General features: G+C 56.7%; 29 protein-coding genes, 1 rRNA gene and 10 pseudogenes. 22 read left to right on the top strand and 18 right to left on the bottom strand.

The window, feature by feature from the left end:
- Positions 1-921: 921 nt before the first annotated feature.
- Positions 922-1953 carry an MFS transporter gene (locus JCM13583_RS08705; RefSeq protein WP_162509690.1) on the top strand — a complete coding sequence of 344 codons (1032 nt, stop codon included), beginning with the start codon at positions 922-924 and terminating at the stop codon, positions 1951-1953.
- Positions 1954-2021: 68 nt separating this feature from the next.
- Positions 2022-2168 (top strand): hypothetical protein, encoded by a 147-nt coding sequence (locus JCM13583_RS14115; RefSeq protein ID WP_171823543.1) that lies wholly within the window; start codon positions 2022-2024, stop codon positions 2166-2168.
- A 106-nt stretch (positions 2169-2274) separates the two neighbouring features.
- On the opposite strand, the gene JCM13583_RS08700 is transcribed toward JCM13583_RS14115, so the two are convergent.
- The 4 genes from JCM13583_RS08700 to JCM13583_RS08685 are packed head-to-tail and all read right to left on the bottom strand — an operon-like array spanning position 2275 to position 4018.
- Positions 2275-2757, bottom strand: coding sequence for a DNA recombination protein RmuC (locus tag JCM13583_RS08700; protein WP_075057391.1), 483 nt, complete (start codon positions 2755-2757; stop codon positions 2275-2277).
- Positions 2758-2784: 27 nt separating this feature from the next.
- Positions 2785-3336, bottom strand: a complete 552-nt coding sequence (gene rmuC, locus JCM13583_RS08695) for a DNA recombination protein RmuC (protein ID WP_162509687.1) — start codon at positions 3334-3336, stop codon at positions 2785-2787.
- A 38-nt stretch (positions 3337-3374) separates the two neighbouring features.
- Positions 3375-3641, bottom strand: coding sequence for a hypothetical protein (locus JCM13583_RS08690; RefSeq protein WP_075057389.1), 267 nt, complete (start codon positions 3639-3641; stop codon positions 3375-3377).
- Positions 3638-4018, bottom strand: coding sequence for a methyltransferase domain-containing protein (locus JCM13583_RS08685; protein ID WP_162509686.1), 381 nt, complete (start codon positions 4016-4018; stop codon positions 3638-3640). Before JCM13583_RS08685 ends, JCM13583_RS08690 begins: the two co-directional genes overlap by 4 nt.
- A 199-nt stretch (positions 4019-4217) precedes the next feature.
- Here JCM13583_RS08685 and JCM13583_RS08675 point away from each other — a divergent pair, with 199 nt between their 5' ends.
- From JCM13583_RS08675 to JCM13583_RS12950, 5 genes and pseudogenes are all read left to right on the top strand, one after another.
- Positions 4218-4421, top strand: coding sequence for a DNA-directed RNA polymerase subunit K (locus JCM13583_RS08675; RefSeq protein ID WP_075057386.1), 204 nt, complete (start codon positions 4218-4220; stop codon positions 4419-4421).
- A gap of 484 nt (positions 4422-4905) precedes the next feature.
- Positions 4906-6410, top strand: a 16S ribosomal RNA gene (locus JCM13583_RS08670).
- Between the two features lie 110 nt (positions 6411-6520).
- A pseudogene (locus JCM13583_RS08665) lies at positions 6521-6744 on the top strand (protein translocase SEC61 complex subunit gamma).
- A gap of 9 nt (positions 6745-6753) precedes the next feature.
- A complete protein-coding gene (locus tag JCM13583_RS12960) occupies positions 6754-7083 on the top strand; it encodes a hypothetical protein (RefSeq protein WP_162509685.1) in 330 nt (109 codons plus the stop codon).
- Positions 7084-7360: 277 nt separating this feature from the next.
- Positions 7361-7642 (top strand): transcription elongation factor Spt5, encoded by a 282-nt coding sequence (locus JCM13583_RS12950; protein WP_162509683.1) that lies wholly within the window; start codon positions 7361-7363, stop codon positions 7640-7642.
- Positions 7643-7785: 143 nt separating this feature from the next.
- On the opposite strand, the gene JCM13583_RS14110 is transcribed toward JCM13583_RS12950, so the two are convergent.
- Entirely contained in the window at positions 7786-7953 is a 168-nt protein-coding gene (locus JCM13583_RS14110) for a hypothetical protein (protein WP_171823542.1), read from the bottom strand.
- A 30-nt stretch (positions 7954-7983) separates the two neighbouring features.
- Here JCM13583_RS14110 and JCM13583_RS08655 point away from each other — a divergent pair, with 30 nt between their 5' ends.
- From JCM13583_RS08655 to JCM13583_RS08640, 4 genes are read left to right on the top strand one after another with little or no spacing between them, the layout of a single operon-like run.
- Positions 7984-8799, top strand: a complete 816-nt coding sequence (locus tag JCM13583_RS08655; RefSeq protein ID WP_075057385.1) for a hypothetical protein — start codon at positions 7984-7986, stop codon at positions 8797-8799.
- 22 nt (positions 8800-8821) lie between these two features.
- The gene (locus tag JCM13583_RS08650) at positions 8822-9070 is read left to right on the top strand and encodes a hypothetical protein (RefSeq protein ID WP_075057384.1); all 249 of its coding nucleotides are present in this window, start codon (positions 8822-8824) and stop codon (positions 9068-9070) included.
- Positions 9070-9537 carry a DUF1947 domain-containing protein gene (locus tag JCM13583_RS08645; protein ID WP_162509682.1) on the top strand — a complete coding sequence of 156 codons (468 nt, stop codon included), beginning with the start codon at positions 9070-9072 and terminating at the stop codon, positions 9535-9537. Before JCM13583_RS08650 ends, JCM13583_RS08645 begins: the two co-directional genes overlap by 1 nt.
- 35 nt (positions 9538-9572) lie before the next feature.
- Positions 9573-10034, top strand: coding sequence for a peroxiredoxin (locus JCM13583_RS08640; RefSeq protein WP_075057383.1), 462 nt, complete (start codon positions 9573-9575; stop codon positions 10032-10034).
- Positions 10035-10351: 317 nt separating this feature from the next.
- Here JCM13583_RS08640 and rpl12p read toward each other — a convergent pair.
- The 5 genes and pseudogenes from rpl12p to JCM13583_RS08615 form a co-directional block, all read right to left on the bottom strand.
- A pseudogene (gene rpl12p / locus JCM13583_RS08635) lies at positions 10352-10670 on the bottom strand (50S ribosomal protein P1).
- A gap of 212 nt (positions 10671-10882) precedes the next feature.
- Complete coding sequence (locus JCM13583_RS08630; protein WP_075057382.1) at positions 10883-11281, bottom strand: hypothetical protein; 399 nt, start codon at positions 11279-11281, stop codon at positions 10883-10885.
- Positions 11282-11295: 14 nt separating this feature from the next.
- Positions 11296-11646: a 50S ribosomal protein L10 gene (rplJ, locus tag JCM13583_RS08625; RefSeq protein ID WP_075057381.1), complete on the bottom strand. Its 351-nt coding sequence runs from the start codon at positions 11644-11646 to the stop codon at positions 11296-11298.
- Positions 11643-12299: pseudogene (locus JCM13583_RS08620) on the bottom strand (50S ribosomal protein L1). Before JCM13583_RS08620 ends, rplJ begins: the two are co-directional and overlap by 4 nt.
- A 43-nt stretch (positions 12300-12342) precedes the next feature.
- A pseudogene (locus JCM13583_RS08615) lies at positions 12343-12821 on the bottom strand (50S ribosomal protein L11).
- A 116-nt stretch (positions 12822-12937) separates the two neighbouring features.
- Here JCM13583_RS08615 and JCM13583_RS08610 point away from each other — a divergent pair.
- Positions 12938-13591: a 2-phosphosulfolactate phosphatase gene (locus JCM13583_RS08610; RefSeq protein ID WP_075057380.1), complete on the top strand. Its 654-nt coding sequence runs from the start codon at positions 12938-12940 to the stop codon at positions 13589-13591.
- 224 nt (positions 13592-13815) lie between these two features.
- Here the strand turns inward: JCM13583_RS08610 and JCM13583_RS08605 are convergent, their stop codons facing one another.
- The 3 genes and pseudogenes from JCM13583_RS08605 to JCM13583_RS08595 form a co-directional block, all read right to left on the bottom strand.
- Positions 13816-14502 (bottom strand): DUF115 domain-containing protein, encoded by a 687-nt coding sequence (locus JCM13583_RS08605; RefSeq protein ID WP_075057379.1) that lies wholly within the window; start codon positions 14500-14502, stop codon positions 13816-13818.
- A 2-nt stretch (positions 14503-14504) separates the two neighbouring features.
- Entirely contained in the window at positions 14505-15680 is a 1176-nt protein-coding gene (locus tag JCM13583_RS08600; protein ID WP_075057378.1) for a DUF373 family protein, read from the bottom strand.
- A 131-nt stretch (positions 15681-15811) separates the two neighbouring features.
- Positions 15812-16032 (bottom strand): annotated as a pseudogene (locus tag JCM13583_RS08595) (GntR family transcriptional regulator).
- A 174-nt stretch (positions 16033-16206) separates the two neighbouring features.
- Here JCM13583_RS08595 and JCM13583_RS12945 point away from each other — a divergent pair.
- The 8 genes and pseudogenes from JCM13583_RS12945 (at position 16207) to JCM13583_RS08570 (ending at position 20349) form a co-directional block, all read left to right on the top strand.
- Positions 16207-16509, top strand: a complete 303-nt coding sequence (locus JCM13583_RS12945; protein WP_162509681.1) for an NAD-dependent epimerase/dehydratase family protein — start codon at positions 16207-16209, stop codon at positions 16507-16509.
- A 171-nt stretch (positions 16510-16680) separates the two neighbouring features.
- A complete protein-coding gene (locus tag JCM13583_RS12940; protein WP_162509680.1) occupies positions 16681-16875 on the top strand; it encodes a hypothetical protein in 195 nt (64 codons plus the stop codon).
- Entirely contained in the window at positions 16875-17078 is a 204-nt protein-coding gene (locus JCM13583_RS12935; RefSeq protein ID WP_162509679.1) for a hypothetical protein, read from the top strand. Before JCM13583_RS12940 ends, JCM13583_RS12935 begins: the two co-directional genes overlap by 1 nt.
- Positions 17056-17148, top strand: a complete 93-nt coding sequence (locus tag JCM13583_RS12930) for a DUF1731 domain-containing protein (protein WP_162509678.1) — start codon at positions 17056-17058, stop codon at positions 17146-17148. The genes JCM13583_RS12935 and JCM13583_RS12930 overlap by 23 nt, the downstream gene beginning before the upstream one ends.
- Positions 17149-17208: 60 nt before the next feature.
- Positions 17209-18271, top strand: a pseudogene (locus JCM13583_RS08585) (hydroxymethylglutaryl-CoA synthase).
- Positions 18255-19432 (top strand): annotated as a pseudogene (locus JCM13583_RS08580) (thiolase domain-containing protein). Before JCM13583_RS08585 ends, JCM13583_RS08580 begins: the two co-directional pseudogenes overlap by 17 nt.
- A 2-nt stretch (positions 19433-19434) precedes the next feature.
- Positions 19435-19836: pseudogene (locus JCM13583_RS08575) on the top strand (Zn-ribbon domain-containing OB-fold protein).
- Between the two features lie 72 nt (positions 19837-19908).
- Positions 19909-20349, top strand: a complete 441-nt coding sequence (locus JCM13583_RS08570; protein WP_075057377.1) for a hypothetical protein — start codon at positions 19909-19911, stop codon at positions 20347-20349.
- Here JCM13583_RS08570 and proC read toward each other — a convergent pair.
- Together proC and JCM13583_RS12925 are read right to left on the bottom strand one after the other, a co-directional pair.
- A complete protein-coding gene (gene proC / locus JCM13583_RS08565) occupies positions 20303-21109 on the bottom strand; it encodes a pyrroline-5-carboxylate reductase (protein ID WP_075057376.1) in 807 nt (268 codons plus the stop codon). The genes JCM13583_RS08570 and proC overlap by 47 nt on opposite strands.
- Positions 21110-21284: 175 nt before the next feature.
- Positions 21285-21464, bottom strand: coding sequence for an AbrB/MazE/SpoVT family DNA-binding domain-containing protein (locus tag JCM13583_RS12925; protein WP_162509677.1), 180 nt, complete (start codon positions 21462-21464; stop codon positions 21285-21287).
- 248 nt (positions 21465-21712) lie between these two features.
- Here JCM13583_RS12925 and JCM13583_RS08560 point away from each other — a divergent pair, with 248 nt between their 5' ends.
- Together JCM13583_RS08560 and JCM13583_RS08555 are read left to right on the top strand one after the other, a co-directional pair.
- A complete protein-coding gene (locus tag JCM13583_RS08560) occupies positions 21713-22276 on the top strand; it encodes an MFS transporter (protein WP_171823541.1) in 564 nt (187 codons plus the stop codon).
- Between the two features lie 28 nt (positions 22277-22304).
- On the top strand, positions 22305-22913 hold the full coding sequence (locus tag JCM13583_RS08555) for an MFS transporter (protein ID WP_075057374.1): 609 nt from the start codon (positions 22305-22307) through the stop codon (positions 22911-22913).
- 14 nt (positions 22914-22927) lie between these two features.
- Here JCM13583_RS08555 and JCM13583_RS08550 read toward each other — a convergent pair.
- The 3 genes and pseudogenes from JCM13583_RS08550 to JCM13583_RS08540 form a co-directional block, all read right to left on the bottom strand.
- Positions 22928-24561 (bottom strand): annotated as a pseudogene (locus JCM13583_RS08550) (formate--tetrahydrofolate ligase).
- 63 nt (positions 24562-24624) lie between these two features.
- Positions 24625-25561 (bottom strand): annotated as a pseudogene (locus JCM13583_RS08545) (pirin family protein).
- A 78-nt stretch (positions 25562-25639) separates the two neighbouring features.
- Entirely contained in the window at positions 25640-26716 is a 1077-nt protein-coding gene (locus JCM13583_RS08540; protein WP_075057373.1) for an MFS transporter, read from the bottom strand.
- Between the last annotated feature and the right edge of the window lie 56 nt (positions 26717-26772).

Genomic DNA, 26772 nt, shown 5'->3' with positions numbered 1-26772 from the left:
CCAAATTGCGTAACCGTAATCGCCGTTCCCCACATACCAGGCTTTCTCCACACACATTATTCCTTCAAGTACCAATTGCTTCATCCCCATCTGCCAACCCAGTGAACCCAAGGGGGGGAAGTTACACTGGAGACACTGGTAGGAACAGCTACTGCGCCTATCGGTGCAGAGGAAGGTGTGCCATAAGAAACAATGAATACAATAATAGATATACATGACACTGTGGTAATTGCGGGTGCTGCGGCTCTTATGGCAGCCATAGCAGGTTACAGAGCCCCATTCCTTCTCTCTTATAAATGTACAAACAACCGGATTAAGTTCCATGCTGGGACATTCGTTTGAGTTACCGGAACGCTTCCTGAGGACTTCTGGAATGCAGGGGGGGCTGATGGATAACCCCGTGTGTGGACTCAACCGTCCACTGACAGTAGGGGGGGCAAATTCAATAATTTGCTGCACTGGCCAGAGGCTACCATTCCCCTGGGCACCCTTTCCCATATCCCTCACCATGACGCATGGAACCTTGGCGTGGACGAACACGATTTTAACGTATGCATCCATTACGCGCTCTGGGCCAGTCACCACACATCCCTTATGCCTTAGAGGACCCATGTGGGTGTACGTGGATCTCGCACGCGCAGTAGCAGGGAGATCCCCCCCTGTGAGGCACCGGGTAGCCTCCAGTCAGCCCTTTGGATGAAGTGCCTGGCGCCGGTTATCTTTACACCATTCAAATCAAAAGAAATGACATTCATGGCAATACCGAAACCGTCACGATTAAGCACCTGCTTATGGTAAAATCATCCCCCCGCTCCCTCGATCCTTAGAATGTAGGCTCCCTGGCCTTCGGTTATCGGGCGGGCCAATCATGGTAAGGCACTCCTTACAAAAATTTATTTATTGTGGCTCAATCCTCAGAAGATGTCAGGCAGTCCTTACAATACTCAGGGAAGGGCTATAGTGGCGCTTTCCATGAGTATCCTGGCATCAAGCTACAACATTGCAGCAATATCGCCCCAGCTTGGCATCATCAGGCAGTTATTCAGGCCAGGCCCAGTTTACATGGATCTGCTGGCAACTTCAGTGCTGATCGGTGCCATGGTGGCTGCCGTGGTGGGAGGTCCCATGGCCGACCGTTTCGGGCGTCTCAGGATACTGCTCTTCGACCTCCTCACATTCATACTGGGCGGCGTGATCGGGGCCCTCTCATGGAACATGTGGGCCCTGCTCGCATCCAGGGTTGTTGTTGGCCTCGGTGTGGGCCTGGACTACGTTGTCGTATTTGTCTACGCATCAGAGATATTCAGGAGGGGGGGTAGCGCACCATCCAGGATGATGCTCATAATGTTCTTCGCCAACTTCGGCATAATAATCGCATACTTCAGCGGCTTCCTGTTCGACATGGTCGGGGGGGCAGGCCTGTCCTGGAGGCTCGAGCTGGCATCTGGAGTGGTGGTGGCGGCAATACCAATATGGCTGAGGGCCAGGCTACCAGAGTCATATGCATGGTTGCAGGCGGAGCACAGGCCTGTGAGAGATGTGGTGAGGAGGGTTATGGAAATGGGGGGGAGGGGGGGCCTCTTCAAGGTCTACTCCATACCATGGTTCCTGTACCAGATCGGCGACCAGGGCCTGGCAGTGTACATGCCTTACCTGCTGTCCAGCGACCTTCACGTGACATTCACTGATGGTGCTGGCTACAGCGTCATTGTGAAGGCATTCACGATCCCCGCCTCTTTCGCAGCCATAGTCCTGGTGAGGAGGCTCGGCATGCTGAGGCTCCAGTTCATCGGCTTCATTGCGAGGGGCGCGTCCCTCCTGATGCTGTCAATATTCATACTCGCCTCCCTTCACATGGACCTCGCCTTCGTGATCCTGCTCGCTCTGGCATTCTTCTTCGGGGGCCATGGGCCCGGACAAGACAACCGTGATAAGGCCTACTGGCTGGTCTGACACCCAGACCAGGGGGTGCATTCCAGGGTATATCAGAGGCTTCAGGCAGGCTCGGTGGAATCCTGGGCGTGCTGGCCTTCGCCGTAGCACCGGATGTCCTCCCAGGCTCCGGCTTCCTCCTGATATCTTTCACCTGCCTAGCCGGTGGGGGGGTTGTGACCGTGTTGATCGGAAGGGCGAAGGCCAGCTCCCTGGCCTCGGTGGATCCCAGGTGACCACCGGCTCAGTCGGTGCCGGTTACTGTATCGTCGACCTCACCTATCTCCGGGCTCTTCTCGGACCCTTTGACACCCAGTTCCTTCATGCTCCTCGCGTAAGGAATCAGGTTCTCCCTGAGGCTCCTCGCCCCCCCTCGTTGTACTTCTTAACCACCCTGGAGATGTCCCTGCCGATCTCGGAAAAGCTTGATAGGAACCTGTTCGCACTCTCGTACACCTTTCCGCCCATTTCAATGACCCTCTCCATGTTCTGCTGGAGAGTGAACTGCTGCCAGCTCATTGCCACAGACCTCAGTATGGCCAGAAGTGTAACTGGCGAAGCAACTATGACTCCATTCTGTATCCCGAAGTCCATCAGTTCGGGGGGGTCGAACCTCAGGGCCGCGGAGAAGAAGGACTCGCCTGGGAGGAACATAACTACAAACTCAGCTCTCCTGGGTCCGGAGGAGTATTTTTTCGACGCAAGTTCCCTTAGCCTCTCCCTGACCTGCCTTGAGTACGCTTTCAGGTGGTCTACGGCCTCATCCTCGCTCTGGGCCTCAAGCGCCCTCAGGTACTCAGATATCGGCACCTTGGCATCCACCACTATTTCCCTGTTCCCGGGGGAGCCTGATCACCATATCGGGCCTGTTACCCTCGCCAGCCACCTGCTCCTCAAAGTCACAGTGCTCAAGCATTCCGGACGCTTCAACGATCCTTCTGAGCTGTATTTCCCCCCCCACCTGCCCCCCCTGGCCTGGTTGTTCTTGAGCGCGCTCGCCAGGTTCCTCGTCTCCTCTGAGAGGCGCCTGCCGGCCTCTTCCAGGGCCCTCATCATCTGCGTCACCTCGCCGTAGTTCTGCTGCACACTTGACCTGAAGGCGCTCACCTCCTGCCTGTATGCTTCGAGAACCTGCCTGACGGGCTCTATCATATCCTTGATCTCTGTCTTCTCCAGCTCCAGTGCGTGCCTAGTCTCCCTGGACACATCCTCCATGGATGCTTTTGCGCTCTCTGCTATGGCCTTTGCACCCTCCTGCACCACTCTCTGGTAGAGTTCCTGTGTGGTGTCCCTGATGGCCCTCTCGTACTGCCTCCTGGACAACCTCTGGTAAAGTACCGTGCCTGCCACTATCCCCAGCGCAAACCCTGCCAGGAAGATGGAAGCATAGGTGTATGTGAGCATGCCTTTCACCCGCTCTCCAAATCTGGTGGGCCTGGAGCTCAGTCCCTCACAGCCAGGTAAACTCCATGCAGTTTCATCAGGCCACCAGGGCGTGCCAGTGGGAAGCCTTCACCCGAGAGCTTTTCCAGGTATGCCCTGCATGCCATCCCCCCCTGGGCACTTTCAGAATCCAATGGTGAAAGCCACTGGTCGAAGTCCAGGCTGTTGACCATGATGCTATGCTCCACCTCCCTGAAGCCAGCCTCTTCAAGTTCCATAAGCATCTCTTCCTCGCTTAGTGCCCAGTGGTGGCTGCTATCCCTCATCCACTCCAGCCTGTTGAACTGCTCCTCCCAGCCTGCGGCGCTACCATGTCAGATATGCAGAGCCTCCCGCCGGGTGCAAGCACCCTGCGGAACTCCCGCAGGGTCTCATGGACATTGTGGAAGTGGTGGAGGGCCCTTCTGCACGTAACTACAGTGAAGGCACCGTCGGGGGGGAGTGGCAGTTCAGGGAGGGTTGAGAGCACGAAGGAACAGTTGCGTGCCTTTTTCTCCTTTACAAGTTCCATCGCCTTCCTCAGCATGCCGGGGGGTGCCATCGTGTATGACTGTGCTGGAGACCATCTCCGAGAATTGAAGTGCAGTGAAGCCAGGTCCGGCAGCGGCGTCGAGCAGGACGTCGGTACCCTCTGGCCGCACAATCCTCACCATGATTTCAAGGTCTTCTCCGCGGCTATGCAGCCTGCTCCTGCTGTAATGCTCCACATTCTGTCCGAAAAATTTCTGGAAGTCCATGGTTGAAAAGGGAGGGCTTTGTAATAAATGTCGCATGTCCGGTGTCCAGTGACCTGAAAAAGGTTATTATATAGTTGAGCATTATCGGATGCCCGCATGATTTTCATGACGCTAACAAAGTTTGAAAAAGCAAGGATAATTGGGGCGAGGGCCCTCCAGATTTCAATGGGCGCCCCCCCGGTTCTCATCGATGTGCCAAGCGGGATGGTGGATCCCGTGGACATAGCGATGCTCGAGTTCGAGAACAACCTGATCCCCCCCATAACAATAAAGAGGAACATCCCAAGCTCGCAGGAATCGGGCAAGTGAGCGTGGCTTTCGCTCTTTCTTAATATCGCGTTTATGCAATTAAGATCGTGTCCATGGCCTGGGTAACCACGGCCCTCTCCCTGCGTCAATAGGGCATGATGCCGGTGTCTGGTAGGGATCAGAGAGGGCGTCTTCGCAGTGCTTCCGGTGCAATGCAGGGAGTACTCCATTTTGCCAAAGCAGGATCGGATGGCAGGATGTCCTTTAACCTGCACGCTTCACAGATCCACATTGGCCATGTGGCGCACCGGCTCGCAAAAGGGTTAAATATGAAATTAACATATCCTAAATTACGCTCTAAAAGAGGAAAAGAGCGAGTATATCCAGCCTTAAAGGCGGACAGGGGACTGCCCGTTGGGGCGGGGTGAACTAATGTCATTCCGGGGCTGGTAAACATGGGGCAGTGAGTTGTTTTATGCTCACTTCCGACAAGGGTGAAATGGTGCAAACCACGGCTCGCCAGTTCCAATAATTGTGACAGGATTTAACTCCGGTTGATCCTGCCGGCGGCCACTGCTATCAGGTTCCGACTAAGCCATGCGAGTCAAGGGGGCCGTAAGGCACCGGCGTACCGCTCAGTAACACGCGGATAATCTGCCCTCAGGTGGGGGCATAACCTCGGGAAACTGAGGCTAATTCCCCATAGCCACTCTATGCTGGAATGCTTGGGTGGTGAAAGCTCCGGCGCCTGAGGATGAGTCTGCGGCCTATCAGGTAGTATGTGGTGTAACGGACCACATAGCCTAGGACGGGTACGGGCCCTGAGAGGGGGAGCCCGGAGATGGACTCTGAGACACTAGTCCAGGCCCTACGGGGCGCAGCAGGCGCGAAACCTGTGCAATGCGCGCAAGCGCGACACGGGGAACCTGAGTGCTCTGGCTCAGCCAGAGCTTTTCTCGAGCCTAAAAAGCTCGAGGAATAAGAGCTGGGTAAGACGGGTGCCAGCCGCCGCGGTAACACCCGCAGCTCGAGTGGTGGTCACTTTTATTGAGCCTAAAGCGTCCGTAGCCGGTTACGTAAATCTCCAGGTAAATTCTTCCGCTCAACGGAAGATTTTCTGGAGAGACTGCGTGACTTGGGACCGGGTGAGGTTGAACGTACTTCTGGGGGGGTAGGGGGGGTAAAATCCTGTAATCCTGGAAGGACGACCGGTGGCGAAAGCGTTCAACTAGAACGGATCCGACGGTGAGGGACGAAGGCTAGGGGGGGAGCAAACCGGATTAGATACCCGGGTAGTCCTAGCTGTAAACACTGCCCACTTGGTGTTGCCTCTCCGATGAGGGGGGGGCAGTGCCGGAGCGAAGGTGTTAAGTGGGCCGCTTGGGGGGGAGTATGGTCGCAAGGCTGAAACTTAAAGGAATTGGCGGGGGGGAGCACCGCAACGGGAGGAGCGTGCGGTTTAATTGGATTCAACGCCGGAAAACTCACCGGGAGCGACCTTCGGATGAGGACCAGCCTGATGAGCTTGTCCGATAGAAGGAGAGGTGGTGCATGGCCGTCGTCAGCTCGTACCGTAGGGCGTTCACTTAAGTGTGATAACGAGCGAGACCCCCTATCCCTAATTGCCATCCTTCACGTGAGTGGAGGGGGGGCACTTTAGGGGGGGACCGCCAGCGCTAAGCTGGAGGAAGGAAGGGTCGACGGCAGGTCAGTACGCCCCGAATCTCCCGGGCAACACGCGCGCTACAAAGGGCAGGACAATGGGATGCGACCTCGAAAGGGGGGGAAGCTAACCCCGAAACCTGCTCGTAGTCAGGATTGAGGCTGTAACTCGCCTCATGAATGTGGATTCCGTAGTAATCGCGGGTCAACATCCCGCGGTGAATATGCCCCCCCTGCTCCTTGCACACACCGCCCGTCAAACCATCCGAGCTGGTGCTGGATGAGGGTACGTCCGGGAGGGCGAACTCGAATCTGGTGTCAGTGAGGAGGGTTAAGTCGTAACAAGGTATCCGTAGGGGGGAACCTGCGGATGGATCACCTCCTAAGCACGGCGGGCCGTGGGCATTATCATTTCACCTTCAAATCATAACCGTTTTTTGGGAAACTATTTAACTCGAGTTTCGATCTGTTCTTCTGGTCTGCTCTAAGTGGTATTGATGTCGTTGGATGATCGTGTGGAGGAAATACAGGAGCGCATCGAGAGGCGCATCGGGGGGGGATAGGCAAGGGAAAATACTCAAGGATACTCAGAATGGCCAAGAAGCCCGACAGGGATGAATACATCAAGGTGGTGCTCATCACCGGTGCAGGCATCATACTCCTTGGCCTCCTGGGTTTCTTCATATACCTCCTGATGACTGTCTACTTCCCCATACCATAGGTGATCAAGATGGTCGAGAACACATCAAGGTATCAGTGGATCGAAGTGGATCTTAAGGACGAATATGAGATGGGATGCGGAAAGGAGCTCAGCATTCCGATAACTGTCAGGAACATACAGGGAAAGAAGAGGAGCTTCACCCTCTCACTTTCAATGTCCTTTGAGCAGAAGGACAGCCAGATGGAGTGGTTGGTATCAACCGACCTTAGTAAGGGCGATAACTATTCACTCTCACCAAGGGACAACCGGAAGATAAGCGAGCAGTTCGATGTTGATGGGAACAGGCAGAAGGAGATCGCGGTCAAAGTCTCCACCCCCCCACGGGGGGTGGCTACATAGGGGATTCGTCAACTATCTCACTCTCGGTATCCTCGGATGATGGCATACACTCCTTCAGCAGGGAGGCAAGGATAAACCTGAAGCCAGTCATAGTGGCGATGAAGACAACACTCGGCTCGGAGCTTTCTGTGGCCATAGACCTGGAGAACAGGGCCATAAGGGACTACGAGGACAGGGCGGCAACCAACCCACTTGCAACCAGCGAGGTCATATCCATCATGTTCTCCCCGGAGGTCAAGGGATACGTCTTTGTGGAGACCATGCACCCTGACCGTGTATTCTACCTTGCCAGGGGGGGAATAAAGAACTACAAGGGCATGGTGGAGGGAGAGATAAGGCAGAGGAGATACTGCACTACCTCACGCCGAAGCCTGCTGTATCGGGCCTCGAGCTTGGAGCATTCGTCGAGTTGATAGACGGGCCGTTCAAGGGAGAAAAGGCCAAGATCATGTCCATTGACACTGCCAAGGAGGAGGTCACGGTGCAGCTGATCGAGTCCATGGTGCCTATACCTGTCACCGTGAGGGCAGAGGCAATAAGGATGCTCGAAAAGAAGTGAACGGTGCGTCCAGTTGAGGCTCAAGGCCAGGTCTGAGGAGGATGAGAGGAAGTTCATCACGCAGGTGCAGGAAATCCTCGCAGACCCGGGGGGGTACTCGTGCCCCAGTGCCTTGACCCGGGTCTCTTCTGCCCATTTGAAGGCTACAGGAAGAAGCTGAGGGCAGTCGATTCACCCGGCGACCTGCTCAGGTTCTCAAGGTCTGCTGACCAGTTCCTCTCAGGGCTGGCCGAGAGTGCGCGGGCTGTGGAGAGCGGTGGTGCAAGGCTCACTGCCATGCTGAAGACGCAGTACGGGAGCGTCGAGTACATACAGAGGGGCGGGGGGGACAGACCCCCCCGGTGCTCGCTGGTATCCAGAACGGCAGGGACGTGGTATGGAGGATGCTGGCCTTCACCTCCCTCTCTAAGACGAGGGGTGTTAAGGTGTATTCCTCAAGCAACTACTACCTGGCTTCGTGCAAGTCCACACCGCCACCGCCTGAGTTCTTCCAGGACGCGCTCAGGGACGAGGGTATAGCCACAGGGGTGTCTGATGGCATTGTCGAGGTTGGCACCTCCGGCCTTTCGGTATTGGTCGGCTTCCTGGGCAAGCCTGTACTGAGGATAAGGGAGGATTCGTCCTGGAGGTCCGGGGCTGCACTCATGAAGCACATACTCGTGGGCGAGGCAGGGGGGGCGTTCTCATTCATGCCCGAGTTCCTGGATGAAGTGCAGGTGGACGTGCAGCAGCACCTCCTTTCTTACCTGGCGGGCCAGGCGGATGACAGGGCGGTGGTGAGGAAGGTATACGATTCAAAGGTGGAGAGCGCTGTAAGGAGTGGCTTCTACGTCTCCAGGATGAAGGTGTACAGTGACCCCCCCGAAGCATTCCTGAAGAGCCTGGACCCGGTGGACGTGCCCGCTGAGGTCCTGATCAAGTACATGAGGAAGTACGGCAGGGGGGGTATGCAGGCGGACACCGGCAGGAAGGTGCTTGAGGCCCTGTGGCCCCCCCAGTTCTCCAGGGAAATACTGGCTGATACAGTGCCTGGCCTGGGAGAGGACGCGGGAAAGTTCTCGAAGGGACAGCCCCCCGTGGAGATGATAGCAGCAGCAAGGGAGTATGTGATGAGGAAGGGGGGCCGGATTACCCTTCGAACCCTGGTCAGAGGATAGCAGGTTTTTAGCCGATATAATTGTGGAGTACAGGCTGTTCGGGAAGGAGAGGGCTGCGGATTTCGCACTCAGGAACATGGGGGGGTACTCCGAGATGAGGCGCGTCATATCTCTCTCATTCCTCTATTTCACCGGTGCGGTGTCTGCGGGTGAGTGGAAGTTCTCGGAGCATGAGGCGGCCCTTGCCAGGATCCTTGAGAAGAGCCTCAGGGCCTTGATTGAGGGCAACGACATTTCTGCTCTCAGGGACATAAGGGCGGTGATAGGCTAGTGTCCAGGCACTTCGTTTCAAAGAAAGAGGCGCGTATGGTATCGCAGAAGATAAGGGAATTAGGCCTGCAACTCTCCGACGGCCCAACAGAGGTGGAGGAAGGCAGGGGAGTGAAGGTCTACTTCATCTCCGGCATGCCGGTGCTCTTCTCCTCAGGCATAGAGGTGCCGACACTGCACCTCATAAACAGGAGCAGGCCGCAGAGGTCATGGATAGAGGTGGACGACGGTGCAGTGCCAAGGATATCATCCGGTGCGAACCTCTTCGCACAGGGGGGGATCGTGTCCATGGACACCGCCATAAGGAAGGGTGATGTGGTCTACATCAGGGACGGGAAGGGTACCTACGTGGCTGTGGGCATAGCCGAGCGTGACGGCCAGGAGATCATGGCAAACAAGGTTGGCCTCGCCGCCAGGGTGATCCACCACGTAGGCGACAGCATCTTCAAATCGTACCAGAGGGAATGATGAAAGCGTTATAAGCATGCTCCTGTTATTCATTCATGGAACTACTCCAGGTTGGTGCACAGGCACCTGACTTTGAGTTCACCGATACGGACGGAAAGAGGAAGAGGCTCTCCGACCTCAGGGGGGGCAGGCCCGTGGTCGTTTACTTCTACCCCAAGGACAACACACCGGGCTGCACAACGGAAGCCTGCGGCTTCAGGGACAGCATGCAGGCGTATGAGAGCAGGGGGGGAGTTAAGGTCATAGGAATAAGCGTTGACAGCGAGGAGTCTCACAGGAAGTTCAGGGAAAAGTTCGGCCTTAACTTTCCACTCGTGCCGGACCCGGAGAAGAGGATAGTGAGCGCCTATGGCGTCCTGGGCGACCGCTCTGCAAAGCGCATAACCTACATCATAGGCCCGGACGGGAAGGTAGCATATGTCTATGGGAAGGTGTCGCCAAAAGACCACCCGGCCGAGGTGCTCGAAAAGCTCAGGGAACTGGGCTTCGCAACGTGAGGCTTAGGGTAGGCCACCCCTGCCACACGGGATACCCCCTTCAGAGCGGTGCCTCCTGCCCCAGTCCAGTTACGGGAATTTTCAAAAAATGCCCGGTATAGATTTCCACTCTCCAGTTCACGTGGAGGTGTTGCCTCTCCTGCCACCGCTATCGGATTCCATGGTCAGGAGCGTTATCAATATGGAGCCCATGGCCCATATGACAGATATGATAATGAGTACAGGTATGAAGAACACGACGGAGAGGACAAATAGGGTTGCTGGTAGGATATATTTAAATATCCCCCCCAGAAAAACTGGTAAAAATCCATCCAAGATCATCCGAAGAGCGAGCTGAGGCCAGCCATTGCATCTTCCTCAGATGCGGCCTTTTCCTCCTCCTCTTTCTTCTCCTCCTTCTTCTTTTCCTCCTTCTTCTCAGCCTGAGGAGCAGCTGGGGGCCGCCGCCACCGGCGCGGCTGCAGCGTTCTTCAGCACCTCTTCGATGTTTATCTCCTTCAGGCTCGAGACCAGCGCCTTCAGCCTGGCCTCGTCGGCCTGCACCCCCCCGGCCTCTGTGAGCACCTTCTTCAGCTTCTCCTCGTCTATCTCCTGGCCCGCTGCGTGTAACAGCAGGGCACCATACACATACTCCATTCCTTTCAACCTCCTTCATCCAAACAGGGCACTCAGCCCCCGCAGACGCATCCTCTTCACCGCTCTTCTCCTCTTCCTTCTTCTCCTCTCCCTGGCCTCTTCGGCCGCTGGAGACTCACTGCCGCCCTGCAGGGCTGCGTTGAGCGCGTTTGCTTCCCTAATAGCTTTGAGTATAAATAATTGCACGTTGCTCTCGGTCAGGAAGCCAGCCGCTAGGGCCAGGCGTCCGCCTCCAGCTTTGCCTTGGCAAGGAGCTCTGGCACCACCTCAGGCACCATGAACGTCGCCCTGAGGGCCAGCGCCTTGGCCCTGGCAAAGGCCGTGGCCACATCAGCCGCCACCTGCTCGGGCGTTATGGACAGTGATTCCTTTGTGAATATGATCCCGTCTTCGTAGGCACCCAGGACATCGAGGCCCACTATGAGGGGAAAGATCTCCAGCCTCTCGAGCACCTTCGCCTTCTCTGGCGTTATGACCTCTCCCTTCTTCACTAGGACTGCTTCCTTCTTTATGACTATCTTGCCCTTCTCTATCGCAGTCTGGAGGCCCACCTTCTGGAACTCACTTATCATGGGGCCTGGCGGGAACGATGTCTCCTTGGCCTCTACCACTATGTCATGGTCCGCTATCTCCCCCCCTCCCCCCCTGGCAGGTGCCTCTGCTTGGTCCCCCCCTCCAGCCTCCTGTAGAGAACGGGTGCCCCCCCTATGTTTCCGGTCACCACTGCCACCTGGCCAGAGACGAACTGTTCCAGACCCTTTATGTCCTTCTTCTGTGCTTTTTCAAGCGCCTTCTTTATCAGTGTGCCCCTCATCACCCTGATCTTGACTTCTCCCCTCAGGCTCTTCCTTATGTCCTGGAACTGCTTGTTCCTGAGCCCCCCCTTTATGCTCACTATGGCTGTTACGTTGGAGCTGCTGATCTCCTTCGCGACCTGGTCAACAAGCTCAACCTTCCACTGGGCCGGTTTCCTCATTTGATCGCCTCCACATCTATCTTCACAGCCTTACCCATGGTCGTCTTGATGTACACAGATTCAATGTTCGACATGCCCTTCTCGAGCTTGCTTGCAACCCTCTTTATGACTGCAGTCACGTTCTCTCCTATTTCTTCGTCCTTCATGCTCTTCGTCCCCCCCACGGCACGTGGAAGGTCCTCCTGTCCCTTGTCCTTATCCTCACGGTCTTCCTGAGTGCAGATATCATAGGCGCAGGGTCCTGCCCTGGCGGTATGGGCTTCGGGATCTTGCCCCCCCTGGGGCCAAGCACAGGGCCCAGGGTCCTGCCTATGTTCGCCATGAGGGTGGACTCCGCTATGAAGAAGTCAACCTCGTTTGCTACCTTCTTGAACTCCTTCTTGTTCTCCGCGAACTTGGAGAGGTCTTCTGGGCCGAATATGAGGTCTGCGGACCCCCCTCGCCTTGGCCTTGAGTTCCTCGCTTCCTATGACTGCTATTTTGGTCTCCTTTCCCCTGCCGTTGGGCAGAACAAGCTCATCATTGATCCTGTTCTTGGGATCGGAGAGGTCCACGTCCTTGAGGTTTATGGCAAGTTCAAGGCTCTCCAGGAACTTCCTCTCCTTCGACTGCTTCTTCGCTTCTGCGACAAACTTTGAGACGCTGTCAGCCATTCACAACACCCCTGTAGTGACCGAGATGCCCTCTCCTACAGGACTATATCTCGATTTCGCCTGACTTAATAAGCCTTTGTACCTCCTTCGGGTCCTTTCCATCAACATTTATACCCATTGAAACGCAGGTTCCTAGGACCTCAAGCACAGCGGCCCTGAGGTCATAGGACATAGTAGAGCCCAGCTTCATCTTGGCAACCTTCTTTATCTGTTCGAGGGAGGCGTTCGCGGCTATGGCCTCCTTCCTTTTCGATGCGCCCTTCTCTATCTTGAGTTCCTTCTTGAGAAGGGCCGATGTGGGCGGTATGCCTATCTGTATCTCGTACTTCTTCGATGCAGGATCCGTCACAATGACGGTGACCGGCACCTGCATGCCCTGAAAGTCTTTGGTCTTCTCGTTGATCTCCTTGACCAGCTGGCCAAGGTTAAGCCCCCCCAGGGGGGGCCAAGGGCTGGGCCCAGGGGGGGTGGCCCTGTAGTGGCCTTGCCGCCCTCAACCATGGTCTTGACCGTCTGTGCCATGAATCGTAACACCTTTCGGGGGGGAATATGGCACGATTCTATATTTACCTTTCACAAAGGCATGGCGGTTCCCGGGAAGGTCACATATTTTATCCACAGAATCCATAGAGAAGCGGATGGAAGTTGTCATAGAGGACGGCAGGAACCAGAAGGACTTCGAGGAGGGAACGAGGGTGCTCGTTGACATATTCAGGTCGACGACCTCAATCCCGATAATCCTGCACAGGGGGGGAGCAACCAGGGTGATACCGACTGGCAGCGTTTCTGTGGCCAGGGCGATGAAGAGGGAGGATCCGAAGAGGGTGCTCGTGGGCGAGAGGTTCGGCCTGAAGGTACCTGGCTTCGATTACAACAACTCCCCCCCATCAGAGCTCATGGGCGCGGACTTGCAGGGGCGGGAGGTCATTTTCACCTCCACCAACGGCACAAAGGTCCTGGAGAGGATACGCAACAGGGGGGGAAGGGTCTTCCTGGGGGGGTCATTTGTGAACTTCAGCAAGACTGTTGACGCAGTGAGCGGTGGCGATAGGGTCTTCATAACCCTGTCCAACAGGCCAGACGGGGGGGAGGCTGATGAGGACAGGATATTCGGCGAGTTCATCAGGGAGAAGCTGGAGGGGGGGGAGACCCTGACTTCGGGCGCTACGCTGAGATGGTCAGGAGGGGGGGCAGGGGGGGCTCCAGGAGCTTGCCATGATGGGTGGCCGGATGGACATAGAGGTAGCCCTCTCCCTAGATTCTGTGCCCGTGACGGTTGCACTCAGCGGTGACTATCTCGTGAGCAAGTAGCCGTCCAGTCTGGCTAATTGCCATCACTGTGTGGGCATTTCCTCACCTGACCTCGTTGCTGAAATGGGGGGGTGTGAGGGTAGATGTGGCTGGATATTGTGTTCGCCGGTGAGTTTTCAGGCCCCCCCGATTCACTGCTTCGCTGGCGCATGCTGTGCCGTTCCAGATGGCCCCCATGAGGGGGGTGAACTGGCCTGCCTAGATGTCAATGAAATCGCCTTCGATAAGTTCTCCGCCCCCCGCTCCTGGGCGAGGCTGAGAGGAGGGCCCTAGCCCACTTCAGCTTCGCCTTCTTCCTCTCCGGGTTACCCTTGTGCACCGGGTGCTCGAAGTCAAAGCCCACAAGTGTAATCCTCCTTGCGCCGAAAGCGGCGGCTATGAATGCTGCCCTGTCGCCGTCCGTGAAACCGTAAAAGTTGTGGACGAATCCAACAGGCCTGTTCTGCGTGGTGCCCACAGCGCCCGGGAAGAGGAATGGCGCCAGCCTTTCCACCTTCTCCACATTATCCCCGTGGGCATGGACGAAGACGATTGAACCCTTCCTGGCGCACTCCATTATTCCGTCAGTGTCACCGTCAAGGTCTGTCACTATGAAATCTGGGCACCCCCCCATGATGGAGTGGAATGTGCCTATGGCAGAATCGGCAACGAATACCTTGCCTTCTCCCACAGAGTGTAGTAACTCAGCCAGGCCAGGCCCGTTTCCTATTACATAGACATCACCGCCCCCCCTGAGGCCGGACAGGCGATGGTCCGATAGCCTCAGGCAGCCCCCCCTCTCACCTATTATGTCCGAAAGGCGCAGCGACGACACGAGATCCATTGCAGGGTCAATGCCAAGCTCCCCCCCAGTTATCGCCATGTAGTAACGGGACCATGAATTCCAGTCCATGCTTACTTGTTGGTCATGTCGTTGGATATCTTCGCACCCTGCTCCCTCTCCTCACCCCCCCTTGATTCCCTGGCCTCTGAATAGTACCTGTTGATCATGGAGGAGAACATCGCTATCACGAGGCCGAGTATCAGGAAGAAGACACTGGCGATGGCTACCCTGAGGGTTATGAACCCGAGGATGTACCTGATGTAGTTCATCATACCATACACGATGAACGCTATGGAGAGGGAGAAGAGCAGGCCGTACCACACGCTGTGGGTTATGGGCTTCTTGTAAACAGCCATCTCAATTGCCGAGCCAACCTCCCTTGTGAAGAAGGCACCGTAAAGCCACCAGGTGAACATTGAGAGGAAAACCAGGATCGCGTCCACCGGGCTCTTCGTTGTGTCCCTTGTTATGACATAACTGGATGCTATTCCCACCAGGATAAGCATCGAGGCCACAACGTACGATAGGAAGAGCACCCTGGTCTCCTGTGCGTACCTGTAAACCGAGTGGAACAGGCCGTTGACCTTTGCCCCCCCGACCTCGAAGCCCCCCCTCTCAAGAAGGTACCCTCCAAGGACTATGGTAACGAAGGTTATGGCACCTATGCTCGGGTCTATGGTTGTTATCCTCGCGCTGACCAGTTCGTACAGTATAAAGGCAAGAGAGACCACACCGTAGGTCAGGAAAACTATGCCCAGGGGTATTATGAACTTGTTCACCACTTTCTTGTCCTTAAGCGCCTTTACTATGTAGTAATACAGGGATTCTATGTTCTGGTTGTGCCTCACGATAATATGCTTCACATACCTTATCTTTCTCCTAGAGACCAGGACAGGCACTATGTAGTCGTCCTCTGCTCCGTCTGATACAAGGATCATGTCATCATAGTTTCCCCCCCTGGACAGGACGTCATCTATCTGCCTTCCCAGCTCCGTGTCAGAGGTCTCGCCCACGTCCTGGTCTCCCGTTATAAGGCATATCTCAACGTCCTCTCCCCCCCTCTCCCGGAGCTCCTCATAGTGCTTTATTGCGCCGAAGAGGGCATTTGCATCTGAATCCTCAGGGTCTGTGGTGATGAGCTTTACTGCAGCATTGTAGCACTCGGAGTACCCAACGACCGGCCCTTTTATACCAGCCTTCTCTCCAAAGTCGTTGTCCCTGTCTATGTTCACTATGAGGGTGGTCATCGGCTACTCTCCTCTTGATACATGTGTCGCATTTTAATAACCTTTGCACGCATAAATATATGTAGGTATTAATTAATGTCAGGTGTTAAAAAATTGAACTTCTGGCAGCTGCCACACGTGGGGGGGCGTGCCTACTTTAAGGCGTAGTAGCCAGCACTCTTCTGCCTGGCCACCCTCTTGACCAGGCCCTTGCTCTGTAGCTCCTGCAGGGAGCTTGTGACAATGGCCTTTCCAACACCTGCAGCCTTCATTATGTCATCTGCAGACTTCAGCTTGTCTTCCGAGGTTGCCCCCCCAGCTTCTTTATGGCCTCATAAACCTTCTTGGCATTTGGACTAAGCTCGTCCGCCATGTTTACCCTCGCCGATACATAATATTTCTGTATATATATTTATAGGAGGCAGGCCCGCACGCCTCTCTCGTCGGTGCAGACGTGGAAAACATGGCCCTGGCATGAATGGTCCCGCCTCAAAGTAAAACGCAGTTTTACACTCCTTTATATCCATGGGGTGCATAATGTTCATATATGGGAGATCCCGTCGTCGTGGCAGGCGGTACAGGCGCAATTGGCAGGAATCTCGTGAGGTCACTTGCCGAGTCCGGCCACAGGGTGGTGATCCTCACAAGGGGGGGCACCTCCAGGGAGGTTGGTGGCACCTCAGTGCAGTACAGGCAGTGGGACCCATACAGTGGCAAGGTGCCTATAGATGCCCTGGACGGGGGGGCCTACGCTGTTGTGAACCTAGCCGGTGCCCAGATCTTTGCACCCTGGAAGGCAGGCTACGAAGAAGAAGTGGTCAGGAGCCGCGTGCTGAGCACCAAGCAATAGTTGATGCCATGAAGGCGTGCAAGGATCCTCCAGATGTCCTCGTAAATGCGTCTGCATCGGGGGGGTACTACGGTGCCGATGGATGGGATGACCAGCCGGTGACGGAGGACGCCCCCGGCAGGGAGCGACTTCTGGGGGGGAGACCTGGTATCGAGATGGGAAGCAGAGGCCATGAGGGCTGCCGACACCGGCAGGCGTGTGGTCCTGCTGAGGACGTGCCCCCCCATCCTGATGGCTGACGCTGGCCCCCCCATGGCAGTCCTCCTCCCGCTCTTCAGGAGGGGCCTGGGAGGCTATGTGAGGCCGGGCAACCAGTGTTCCCATGGATACACATCACCGATGAAGTGGAGGCCATACGCTTCCTAATGGAGAGGGAAGCTTCGAAGGGACCCTACAACCTCTCGGCACCAGGGATAGTCAGGTTCAGGGAGTTCACAGACCTACTGGCATCAAAGCTGGGCGGGAAGGCCAGGATACCAGCTCCAATGTTTATACTACGGCGCAGGTTCGGCAGGGCAGCCGAAATGCTCCCCCAACGGGAAGAGGGTGGTGCCGAAGAGGCTCAATGAGGAGGGCTTCACCTTCAGGTTCCCGGGGGGGCTCAGTGAGGCCCTGGACGACATACTCCGATCCACATAGGCAATTGACGATTTTCATTTCGTGAATAATTATATATAGAATAGCTTTCAACTACGCTGGATGTCCGGTATAGTAACTTATGGATCCTACATTCCCAGGTACAGGATAAAGCCTGAGGAAATAGCAAGGGTGTGGGGGGGTGAGGACGCAGAATCCATCAAGAATGGCATATATATTCTGAGCAAGTCCGTACCTGCACCAGACGAGGACGTGGCCACCATTGCGGTGGAGGCCGCGAGGAACGCACTGAGGAGAAAGAGGATAGACCTAAGCGGATCGGAGCAATATACGTGGGCTCTGAATCCCATCCGTACGCGGTAAAGCCGACGGCAACGATTGTGGCAGCAGCCATCGGCGCGGACTTCAGGCTCTTCTCGGCGGACTATGAGTTTGCCTGCAAGGCAGGCACTGCGGGTATGCAGAACGTGAAGGCGATGGTCGACTCCGGCTTCATTGAGTACGGAATGGCCATCGGAGCAGACACGTCACAGGGTGCCCCAGGAGACGTCCTTGAGTACACAGCATCCGCCGGTGGCACCGCTTTCATACTCGGCAAGAAGGACGTAATAGCAGAGATAAACGACACAGTCTCTGTTACTTCTGATACCCCGGACTTCTGGAGGAGGGAGGGGGGGCAGCCGTACCCCAGCCACGGCGAGCGTTTCACGGGAGAGCCGGCCTACTTCAGGCATCTCACATCTGCGGCGAAGATGATGATGGAGAAGCTAACACAACGCCCAAGGACTACAACTATGTGGTGTTCCACCAGCCGAACGGGAAGTTCCCGACGAGGGCCGCGAAGATGCTGGGCTTTGAGGAGTCGCAGTTCAGGGAGGGGGGGCTGCTCACGCCGGTGATCGGTAACACGTATTCCGGCTCCATGATGACCGGCCTCTCAGCGATCCTCGACATAGCGAAGCCAGGTGACAGGATCCTTGCGGTTTCTTTCGGCTCAGGTGCTGGTTCCGACGCATTCGACATAACGGTGACCGACAGGATAGAGGAGATGGAGAGGCATGCGGCACCAACCATAAAGGAACAGCTGAGCAAGGTGAAGTGGCTGGACTACGCGATGTATGCGAAGTTCAAGAAGAAAATAGTGGTGGGTGACGGCATTGAGTGATGTCTACATCATAGGTGCAAGCGAGACAAAGTATGGTGAGCTCTGGGACAGGTCATTGAGGGAACTGGCTACCGAGGCCGGCTTAAAGGCTGTGGAGGAGGCCGGCATCACTGCCAAGGACATACAGATCCTCTACGGGAGCAACAGCCTTGCGGGCTCCATAAGCGGCCAGGAGAACATCGGTGCCTGATATCTGACTATGCGGGCATAGCGGAGAACCACATACCGTCCGTGAGGGTCGAGGCCTCAACTGCATCGGGTGCCGCTGCTGTGCGGGAAGCATACCTGGCCATAAAATCGGGGGAGTACGACCTGGTCATGGTTGGCGGCGTGGAGAAGATGACAGATATCTACGGTAACGAAGTGGTTGACATAACCTCGTCCATACTCGACAGGGAATGGGAGGCCTTTTTCGGTGCCACTCCAGCGGCAATGGCTGCCATATCCGCCAGGAGATACATGCATGACTTCAATGTGCCAAAGGAAACACTCTCTCTGATATCTGTGAATGACCACCTAAACGGCTCCATGAACCGAACGCACACTTCAGGAACAGGATAACCCTTGAGCAGGCCATGTCATCAACGCCCATAGCGGAGCCCCCTGAACCTTATGGACTGCAGCCCCATGAGCGATGGGGGGGCCTCCGCAATAGTGCTTGCCTCTGAGTCATACGTGAAGAGGAACAGGCTGGACGGCATCAGGATAGTGTCGTCAGGCATATCGCAGGACTACCTGGCTGTACACAGCAGGAAGAGCGTTTACTCCATTGAATCCGCAAAGCTGGCTGCCAGGGATGCACTCAGGCGCTCCGGGAGGAGCCTGAAGGACATCTCCTTCGTGGAGCTGCATGATTCCTATTCGATATACGGTATCCTGCTGCTAGAGGAGCTGGGGATTCGCCCAGCCAGGAAAGGCAAGGGAACTCGTGGAGCAGGGCATCGGCATCTCAGACCCCCCTCCCGGTGAACCCCTCAGGGGGGGCCTGAAGGCCAAGGGAAACCCCCCCTGGGAGCCACGGGCGTTGGCCAGTTCGTGGAGGCTTACCTGCAGCTCAAGGGCAAGGCCGGGCAGAGGCAGGTCAAGGGAGCGGATCTCTGCATGCTGCACAGCATGGCAGGAACAGGCACGACATCCATCGTGCACCTGGTGGGTGAGTGAGCATGGGACAGGTTTCTAGGATATGGAGGGAGAGCGAGCACAGGTACAGGCTCACGGGGGCGCAGGTGTGGAAACTGTGGGAGGACCTACTTCCCGCCCAGGGACGTGTGCCCGGTGTGCCACAGGGAATCTATAGGCAAGATGGAACCTCTCGAGCTATCCGGGGACGGCGAGATAGTCTCGTTCACGGTGGTGCATGAGGCGCCGCCCGCCTTCCAGAGGCAGAAGCCTTACATACTGGCCGTGATCAGGCTGGACGAGGGGGCCATGCCTCACCGCAGATAGTGGACTGTGACCCAGGCGATGTCCAGATAGGTTCCAGGGTCAGGTCAGTCTTCAGGCGCATCTCACAGGAGGGCGAAAGCGGCATAATCCACTATGGCTACAAGTTCACCCTCATGTGATCGCCATAGTGCAGGGGGGGCTCAGAACCTCATATTTTTATCCCATTTTGCTGTAACTTTCATCCGATCCGCATGGAGAGGGAACCATTCTACTTTCGGTCCTACTACCACTGCGTGAAGGGGGGGATGGCCCGGAACCCCAGGGAACTGGCGGATGAGATGGAGAGGATATCGAGGTTCGATCCGGCCTGTGTGCTCTGGCACCTGCAGCAGGGCCACTTTGTGAATTGGCTCTACTACATAGGCGAGGAGCAGCTTGCCAGGTCTATATCAGGGGGGGCGTCGAGCATAGAGGAAGCCATGTCAGTCCTCAGGCAGGGCAGCCCTGAGAAACCCGGGCAGAGGAGGAAGAGAACCGTGGCAGGCACCAGGAAGGCGTCCACCAGGGCCACGGGAAGGGGGGGTGGCGCCAGGAGCACTGAGGGCTCCGGTGGACAGAAGCGAGGAAGCCAAGGAAGTCCTAGGATCATGGGTCCCTGGAAGCGATCTCCTCTGAGATCTTCCTGGACTTAATGGTGGCACTCTCTATTGCCCTCATGAACGCAGTCCTTATGCCTGAGTCCTCGAGTTCGTAGATCGCGTCTATCGTCACGCCACCGGGCGTCACGACCAGGTCTTTGAGAACAGATGGGTGGTTCCCGCTCTCACTCACAAGCTTCGCAGAGCCCAGGATTGTCTCATAGGACGCTTTAAGGGCAAGGTCCCTGGGCAGGCCAACCTTGAGGCCAGCATACATCATGGCCTCCATCACGGTGAGGATGTATGCAGGCCCGCTCCCGCTTATGGCAGTGAGCGCGTCCATGTACTTCTCCTCCACCTCCATGACCTCACCGAAGCACTCCAGTATCTTCCTGCACTCCCGCTTCTCCCGCTCCTGCATGCCTGGGGGGGCACAGAATACCGTGAAGCCACCGCCGACCCTGGCCGCTATGTTGGTCATGGCCCTCATCAGCCTCCCGTCCCCGGTGTAGCGGGCCATTGCAGAGATGGGGGGGAGCGCAGCTGCCATTGATATTGTCGTCCTCTCCGCTAGCACTCTGGCGTTCCTCTTCACGAACGCAAGGACGTCGTATGGCTTGAGCGAGAGGATAACCACGTCCGCATCCAGTATTGCCTCCTCGCTCTTCGAAGAGACACGGATGCCGAGCCCAGCCAGCGTCTCTATCTTCGATACGTTCCTCCTTGTGGCGGTCACATCGTAGCCCCCCCTGTTTTTCAGCGCCACAGATATGGCCTCACCTATTGTGCCAGCACCCACAACCGTGATATTCATTGTCAGGCAAGTGTGATGCCTGCATGCATTTTTAAATTTTTGGCACCAGGCACTTTCAGTATTCCCCCCCCACGGGGAATGAGACCCGGATGCTCTTTCTCCGAACCATGGGCAGGCAGCCTGCCATGGCCGTAGGTGGCCTTACCGGCGACCTACACGGTGCATCCGAGGCGCCTCAGGAGACCTTTCTTAGGACGATCCTCTCGCCGTCCCAGAAGAAGCCCAGGATGTCGCCACTCTCCAGGCCCAGCACCTTCCTGGCGTTCACGGGCACAGTGACCTGGAGCTCACGCCGTTCTTCCTTACAATCACCGATCCTATGAGAAGTACGTCTGGCACCCTTAGGGTGTGACAATAATTCAATTAAGTGTTTGTAAAAAACTCTTTTAAACTTTTGACACCACCCCCCAGGGATGGGTATCTTCTCTTGTGCGGATCCCTGTGGAAACATTTTATACAGCCCCCCCCACATTCTGCCCGGTATCAGGGCAGGGCCTGTGCACCCCACACCGTGGGCATTCAGGTGTTGGATGCCAGGTGCTGAATGTGCCCTGCTACCGAATAAAGGGGGGGAAGGTTCCGGTTATGCGGCCGTCCGGTTCGTTGAATTCTGTCGTCGCCATCAGGCCGGTGGCCGCTGTAATAGCAGCCGAGTTCATGAGGACGTTCACCAGGTCAGCTGCCTGGATATTCATGCCCCTCTACCTGGAACGTGTGAGGCACATCCCCTACGGCTTCATAGGCCTAATATTCACAGTGGCGTCGATGGCGGCCTTCCCTTTCGCCCTGCTGGGCGGCAACCTCATAGACAGGCTGGGGAGCAGGAAGATCCTGCTGACAGTGTCACCTCTCCTCTCCATAGTCTTCTTCTCCATGTCGTTCCTCGTCTACAGCGAAGCAAGGAGCATATACCTCTACGCTGCCTTCATATCCTCTTTCCCCCCCCTGGCAACCGTGCAGGCCACTGCGGACAGCGTGGTGGTCACCCACGCCACGGAACTGGACCAGAGGATCACTGCCTTCAGCCTTACAAGGATTTCCGCCAACGTAGGGTTTTCCGCAGGCCCAGTGCTGGGGGGGGCGCTCTCAGTGCTCTGGGTTACCACATCATATTCGCCATGCCTGCCATCGCTGCAATCTGCGAAACGCTCCTCTATTGGGCCATAGTGAGGCAGGACACCAGGGCCGGGGGGGCGTGGAGGGGGGGGCGGTTTTCCACTTCCCATGGGATGACAGGGTCTTCATACTCGTGGTGTTGCTCGTATCCCTCTCCTGGTTCGGTGCAGGGCAGTGGGGGGGGACAACGCTCACCCTCTTCCTGAGCAGCCAGTACGGGATAAGCAACCTGATGATAGGCGCCATATACGCATCGAACGGAGTAGCGGTTGCAGTGCTGCAGCTGCCCATGAACAGGCTCCTCCGCAGGATCGATGAGGTGTTGAGGATAGGCCTCGGCTCCGTTATATACGGCGTGGCCTTCTTCCTCTACTCTGTGTCGGGCAACATCTTCTTTCTCATAGGGAACACCGTGTTCCTGACCCTTGGGGGGGAGAACACGATCTCACCTGTCATGAACTCCCTGGTATCGAGGATGGCACCCCCTGAGAGGAGGGGGGGTGCTTATTTCGGCACACTGCAGTTCTTCAATGGCTTCATTTCCCCCCCATTGGCACCCCTCATGGGCAGCGAGATGCTACAGTCAATAGGTGGCCACCACCACACCTTCTGGGGGGGCATAATAATGGCCATCAACCTGTCGGTGGCCGCAGCGATACTCTCGGTGAGGAGGCTGAGGGGGGGGTGAGGGAACGCCTCTCTCTATGAGAGGCCGGTTATGTTTCCCTGCTCATCCACATCTATGCCCTCGGATGCTGGCACCTTTGGCAGGCCTGGCATCGTCATTATGTCTCCGAGCATGGGCACTATGAATCCTGCCCCTGCGGAGAGCGAGATGCTCGAGATCCTGACCTCGAATCCCCTTGGAGCGTTCAGAAGCGCTGGGTTATCGCTGAGCGAGTACTGCGTCTTTGCCATGCACACGTACGCATCTGACATGCCTGTGCTCTCCACCAGCCTCAGGTCTGAGAGGGCCCTCTCTGTGAACGTCACTCTGCCAGCTCCGTAGACCTTTGTGGCTATTGCCTCTATCTTCTCCCTCGGGTCCATGTTCCTGTCATAGGCCCTCCTAATGGTGTAGTCTCCCACCGACCTCAGCACCTCCTGTGCCAGTGCAATGCCCCCCCTTCGCCACCCTTTGCGTAGACATCGGACCGGGCGTGCCTCACGGAGTGGCTGTCGAGTATCTCCTCCAGGGCCTTCAGCTCCCTCTCTGTGTCAGTGGGGGGAAGAGGTTGATTGCCACCACCGGGTCTATGCCGAATGACCTCACTATCTCCACATGCCTCAGGAGGTTATCTGAGCCCCTGACAACAGCGTCCACGTCCTCCTTCTCAATGCTACCCGAGCCATGGTGCTTCAGCGCCCTTATGGTCGCTACAATAACGACTGCGTTGACGGAGAACTTCCCCCCCTGCGCCTGGACTATGTCGAAGAACTTCTCGCCACCGAGCTCTGAGCCGAAGCCTGCCTCTGTGACAAGGTAGTCGAATGCGCTCAGCCCTATCAGGTCAGCGGTTATGCTTGACGTGCCGTGGGCGATGTTCCCGAAGGGCCCGGTGTGCACGAATGCCGGTGCGCCCTCCGTGGTCTGGACGATGTTCGGGTCCATGGCGTCCCTGAGGAGTGCGGCCATGGCACCCTGCCCTCAGGTCACTGGCCCTCACCACCTTCTTCCCCCCCCTTGCATAGACCACAATCCTGCCCAGCCTCTCCTTCAGCTCCCCCCCTATGGAAGTGGAGAGGCCGAGTATCGCCATGACCTCGGAGGCTGGCGTTATCACGAACCTGTCCGGCGCCATGACCCCCCCGCTTGCCCTTTCCCCCCCGACGCCCACTATTATGCTCCTCAGAGACCTGTCGTTCATGTCCACTGTCCTTGGGAACATTATGCCCTTGGGCTCCATGCCCAGTGGGTTCCCGTGGTACATGTGGTTGTTTATCAGTGCAGAGAGGAGGTTGTGTGCAGCGCTCACTGCCGGAAAGTCCCCCCCGGTGAAGAGGAGGTTTATCCTGTCGCTGGGCTCAACCATGGACCTGCCCCCCCCGCCAGTGCACCGCCCTTGACGCCGAAGCACGGGCCAAGGGACGGTTCCCTTATGGCGCACGCCGCGTCCTTGCCCAGGCGCCTCAGGGCCTGTGTGAGGCCTATGGTCGTCGTTGTCTTTCCCTCGCCGGCCGGGGGGGTGGGTTGATGCCTGTGACCAGAATGAGCCTTCCCCCCCTCTTCCTTCCCCCCTGTACCTGTGGTCGACCTTGCCCATGTACCTGCCGTATGGCTCGAAGTGCTCCCTGCCTATACCGCACTCCTCCACTATGTCCTCTATGGGCCGCAGTGTGCCGGATGGCATGCGTGAGTATATGCAATTAAGTAATTAAAAATTACAAAGACGGGAAATTCACAGGAACACAGGCTCCCTGTCCCTGACGAATGTCCCCCCCCTCTGCAGGTCCAGGAGTGCCTCCTCTATCTGCTCCTGCGTGTTCATTACTATTGGCCCGTACCAGGCGATCTCCTCGTTCAGGGGGGGCCTTCCCGCTATCATGATGAACCTCACCGGCTCCTCATCCGTCTCTATGCTGACCATGTCGTTTTCCCTGGACAGTATATATGCATGCCCAGGCACGAGCTCTGCATCGACCTCGGTGTAGGCCTTTCCGGAGATCAAGAACACGATTGTTGTGTAACCCTCGCCTATATAGTTAACAAACCTGCTCTCCTTCTGCATCGAAACGTCAAAGTACTTGGGGGGGTCTATCCTCCTGTTCAGCTGGAGGGTGCCTTCAGCGTCGAGGTACTTCCCGGCTATGACCCTCACCGTTGAGCCGTAATCGTCCTTAACGACAGGTATCTCCTTCTTCGTCACTCCCCCCCTGTAAACTGGCTTCTTCATCTTCTCGTCTGCAGGTATGTTTATCCAGAGCTGGAAGCCAGTGACGCTGTCCGGGTTGCCTGTAAGCGAGTCCTGGAACCTCGGGTTCCTCCTCTCCAGGCCGTGTGGCATCTCCTGGTGGAATATGCCGCTGCCCGCTGTCATCCACTGCACGTCACCCGGGTATATGGTGCCCTTGTTGCCCACGCTGTCCTCATGATCTGTCCTGCCGTCAAGCTGGTAAGTCACGGTCTCTATGCCCCCCCTGTGCGGGTGCCAGGGGGAACCCGTTGATGTAGTCTGCCGGGTTGTCAGAGCCGAAGCTGTCCATGAGAAGGAAGGGATCTGTTATGCTAACTGTCCTCTGGCTCCCGAATATCCTCCTGAGCCTCACACCGGCCCCATCCATCGTGGTTCTGCCGGTTATGTCGTACTGCACGAACTTTACCTTGCCGGATACCATATTTCAATATTTTTTGATAGTATTAAAGGATTATTACCCAAATATGTGTAGCAGATGCCTTCCAGCTACGAACGCGGCTCAGCTGCCCGGGACAGGCTCCTTCCCTGTGTTCCCTATCCTCATGAAGAGGAGGAAGAAGATCAGGCTGACGGATGCCTCGAGGGCCCCCCCAAGCACAAGCCACATGGGCACGAACGAGTGGAACCTGTCAACTATGTACCCGGACATGGGCGGCCCGAAGACAGCACCGAGGTTTATGATGGTCAGGCTCAGGCCACTGAACACACCTACGCCATTCCTTGGACCAACCTCAGAAATGGAGGTGACGTATGCACCGTTCCACGAAACAGAGGTTGCACCAGCCAGGAAGGCGTAGGCCACGTCTGCGGGAAAAACCGGCGGGAGTGCCGGGAGTGCGAGCACCACCAGGCCTGCCAGGCCACCGATGGCCGATAGCAAAAGGCGCCTGTTTCCCCCCCTGAAGAGCCTCTCGCTCAGCACCGCCCACAGGGATCTGCCCGCTATTGCACCCAAAAGCACGACCGAAAGGCTCAGCTCTGCCAGTTCGAGCGCCAGGCCCCCCCTGCCGTGGAGGAATATCACATAGTAGGCAAGGAGCGTCTGCTGCACCCATGCGTAGAACATGGCGGTTATGCTCACCATCAGCAGCACCCTGTGCCTCAGGGCCGACAGGATAAGGCTCCTGAACGGCTCCCTCCTGCCCTTCCTCCCCATGGCATGCGAGTTGGCCAGCATCACTATTGTGGCTATGCACAGGGACGCCATGACAACGTAGTTGATCCTGAAGCCAAGGGCCAGTGCCAGCGGAGGGAACACAATCGCGCCTATGAAGCCGCTTATCGGCACGCCTATCTGCTTCAGGCCCAGCAGCTTGGCGTGGTGAGGGTAGTATGCGTCCATTATGGCCCTGTTGGTTGAGGGCGTGACCATACCGTAAGAGAGACCTATCAGCAGGTAGGAGACCAGGAGTAGGGTGAATCCCCCCCTGGTAAGTGCTGTCATGGCCATGGCCACCGTCATCAGGGACATAGAGAAGAGCAGCGTTGCCCTGGGACCGGCAGTGTCCACCAGGTAGCCAGATGGAATCGCAGCCGCTGAAACCCCCAGGAAGGTGAAGCTCGGGACAAGGCCCACCTGCTCCTGTGTCAGGTCGTATGCCGACTTGAAAAATGCGTCCAGTGGGGGAGAAG

This window comes from Thermogymnomonas acidicola JCM 13583, from assembly GCF_001316105.1.
Lineage (GTDB): Archaea > Thermoplasmatota > Thermoplasmata > Thermoplasmatales > Thermoplasmataceae > Thermogymnomonas > Thermogymnomonas acidicola.
The sequence above is the reverse complement of the archived record's forward strand: the minus strand, read 5'-3'. Positions and strand labels throughout refer to the sequence as shown.

Excerpts from the sequence above, each read along its gene's own strand:
- JCM13583_RS12940 (WP_162509680.1), top strand. The coding sequence starts at position 16,681 with ATGAGGGCTGCCGACACCGGCAGGCGTGTGGTCCTGCTGAGGACGTGC.
- JCM13583_RS08690 (WP_075057389.1), bottom strand. The coding sequence starts at position 3,641 with ATGAGGGATAGCAGCCACCACTGGGCACTAAGCGAGGAAGAGATGCTT.
- JCM13583_RS08605 (WP_075057379.1), bottom strand. The coding sequence starts at position 14,502 with ATGGACTGGAATTCATGGTCCCGTTACTACATGGCGATAACTGGGGGG.
- JCM13583_RS08705 (WP_162509690.1), top strand. The coding sequence starts at position 922 with ATGTCAGGCAGTCCTTACAATACTCAGGGAAGGGCTATAGTGGCGCTT.
- JCM13583_RS08610 (WP_075057380.1), top strand. The coding sequence starts at position 12,938 with ATGGAAGTTGTCATAGAGGACGGCAGGAACCAGAAGGACTTCGAGGAG.
- rmuC (WP_162509687.1), bottom strand. The coding sequence starts at position 3,336 with ATGCTCACATACACCTATGCTTCCATCTTCCTGGCAGGGTTTGCGCTG.
- JCM13583_RS08640 (WP_075057383.1), top strand. The coding sequence starts at position 9,573 with ATGGAACTACTCCAGGTTGGTGCACAGGCACCTGACTTTGAGTTCACC.
- JCM13583_RS08600 (WP_075057378.1), bottom strand. The coding sequence starts at position 15,680 with ATGACCACCCTCATAGTGAACATAGACAGGGACAACGACTTTGGAGAG.
- proC (WP_075057376.1), bottom strand. The coding sequence starts at position 21,109 with ATGAATATCACGGTTGTGGGTGCTGGCACAATAGGTGAGGCCATATCT.
- JCM13583_RS12945 (WP_162509681.1), top strand. The coding sequence starts at position 16,207 with ATGGGAGATCCCGTCGTCGTGGCAGGCGGTACAGGCGCAATTGGCAGG.
- JCM13583_RS14110 (WP_171823542.1), bottom strand. The coding sequence starts at position 7,953 with ATGTACTCGACGCTCCCGTACTGCGTCTTCAGCATGGCAGTGAGCCTT.
- JCM13583_RS12935 (WP_162509679.1), top strand. The coding sequence starts at position 16,875 with ATGGAGAGGGAAGCTTCGAAGGGACCCTACAACCTCTCGGCACCAGGG.
- JCM13583_RS08570 (WP_075057377.1), top strand. The coding sequence starts at position 19,909 with ATGGAGAGGGAACCATTCTACTTTCGGTCCTACTACCACTGCGTGAAG.
- JCM13583_RS08675 (WP_075057386.1), top strand. The coding sequence starts at position 4,218 with ATGACGCTAACAAAGTTTGAAAAAGCAAGGATAATTGGGGCGAGGGCC.
- rplJ (WP_075057381.1), bottom strand. The coding sequence starts at position 11,646 with ATGAGGAAACCGGCCCAGTGGAAGGTTGAGCTTGTTGACCAGGTCGCG.
- JCM13583_RS12960 (WP_162509685.1), top strand. The coding sequence starts at position 6,754 with ATGGTCGAGAACACATCAAGGTATCAGTGGATCGAAGTGGATCTTAAG.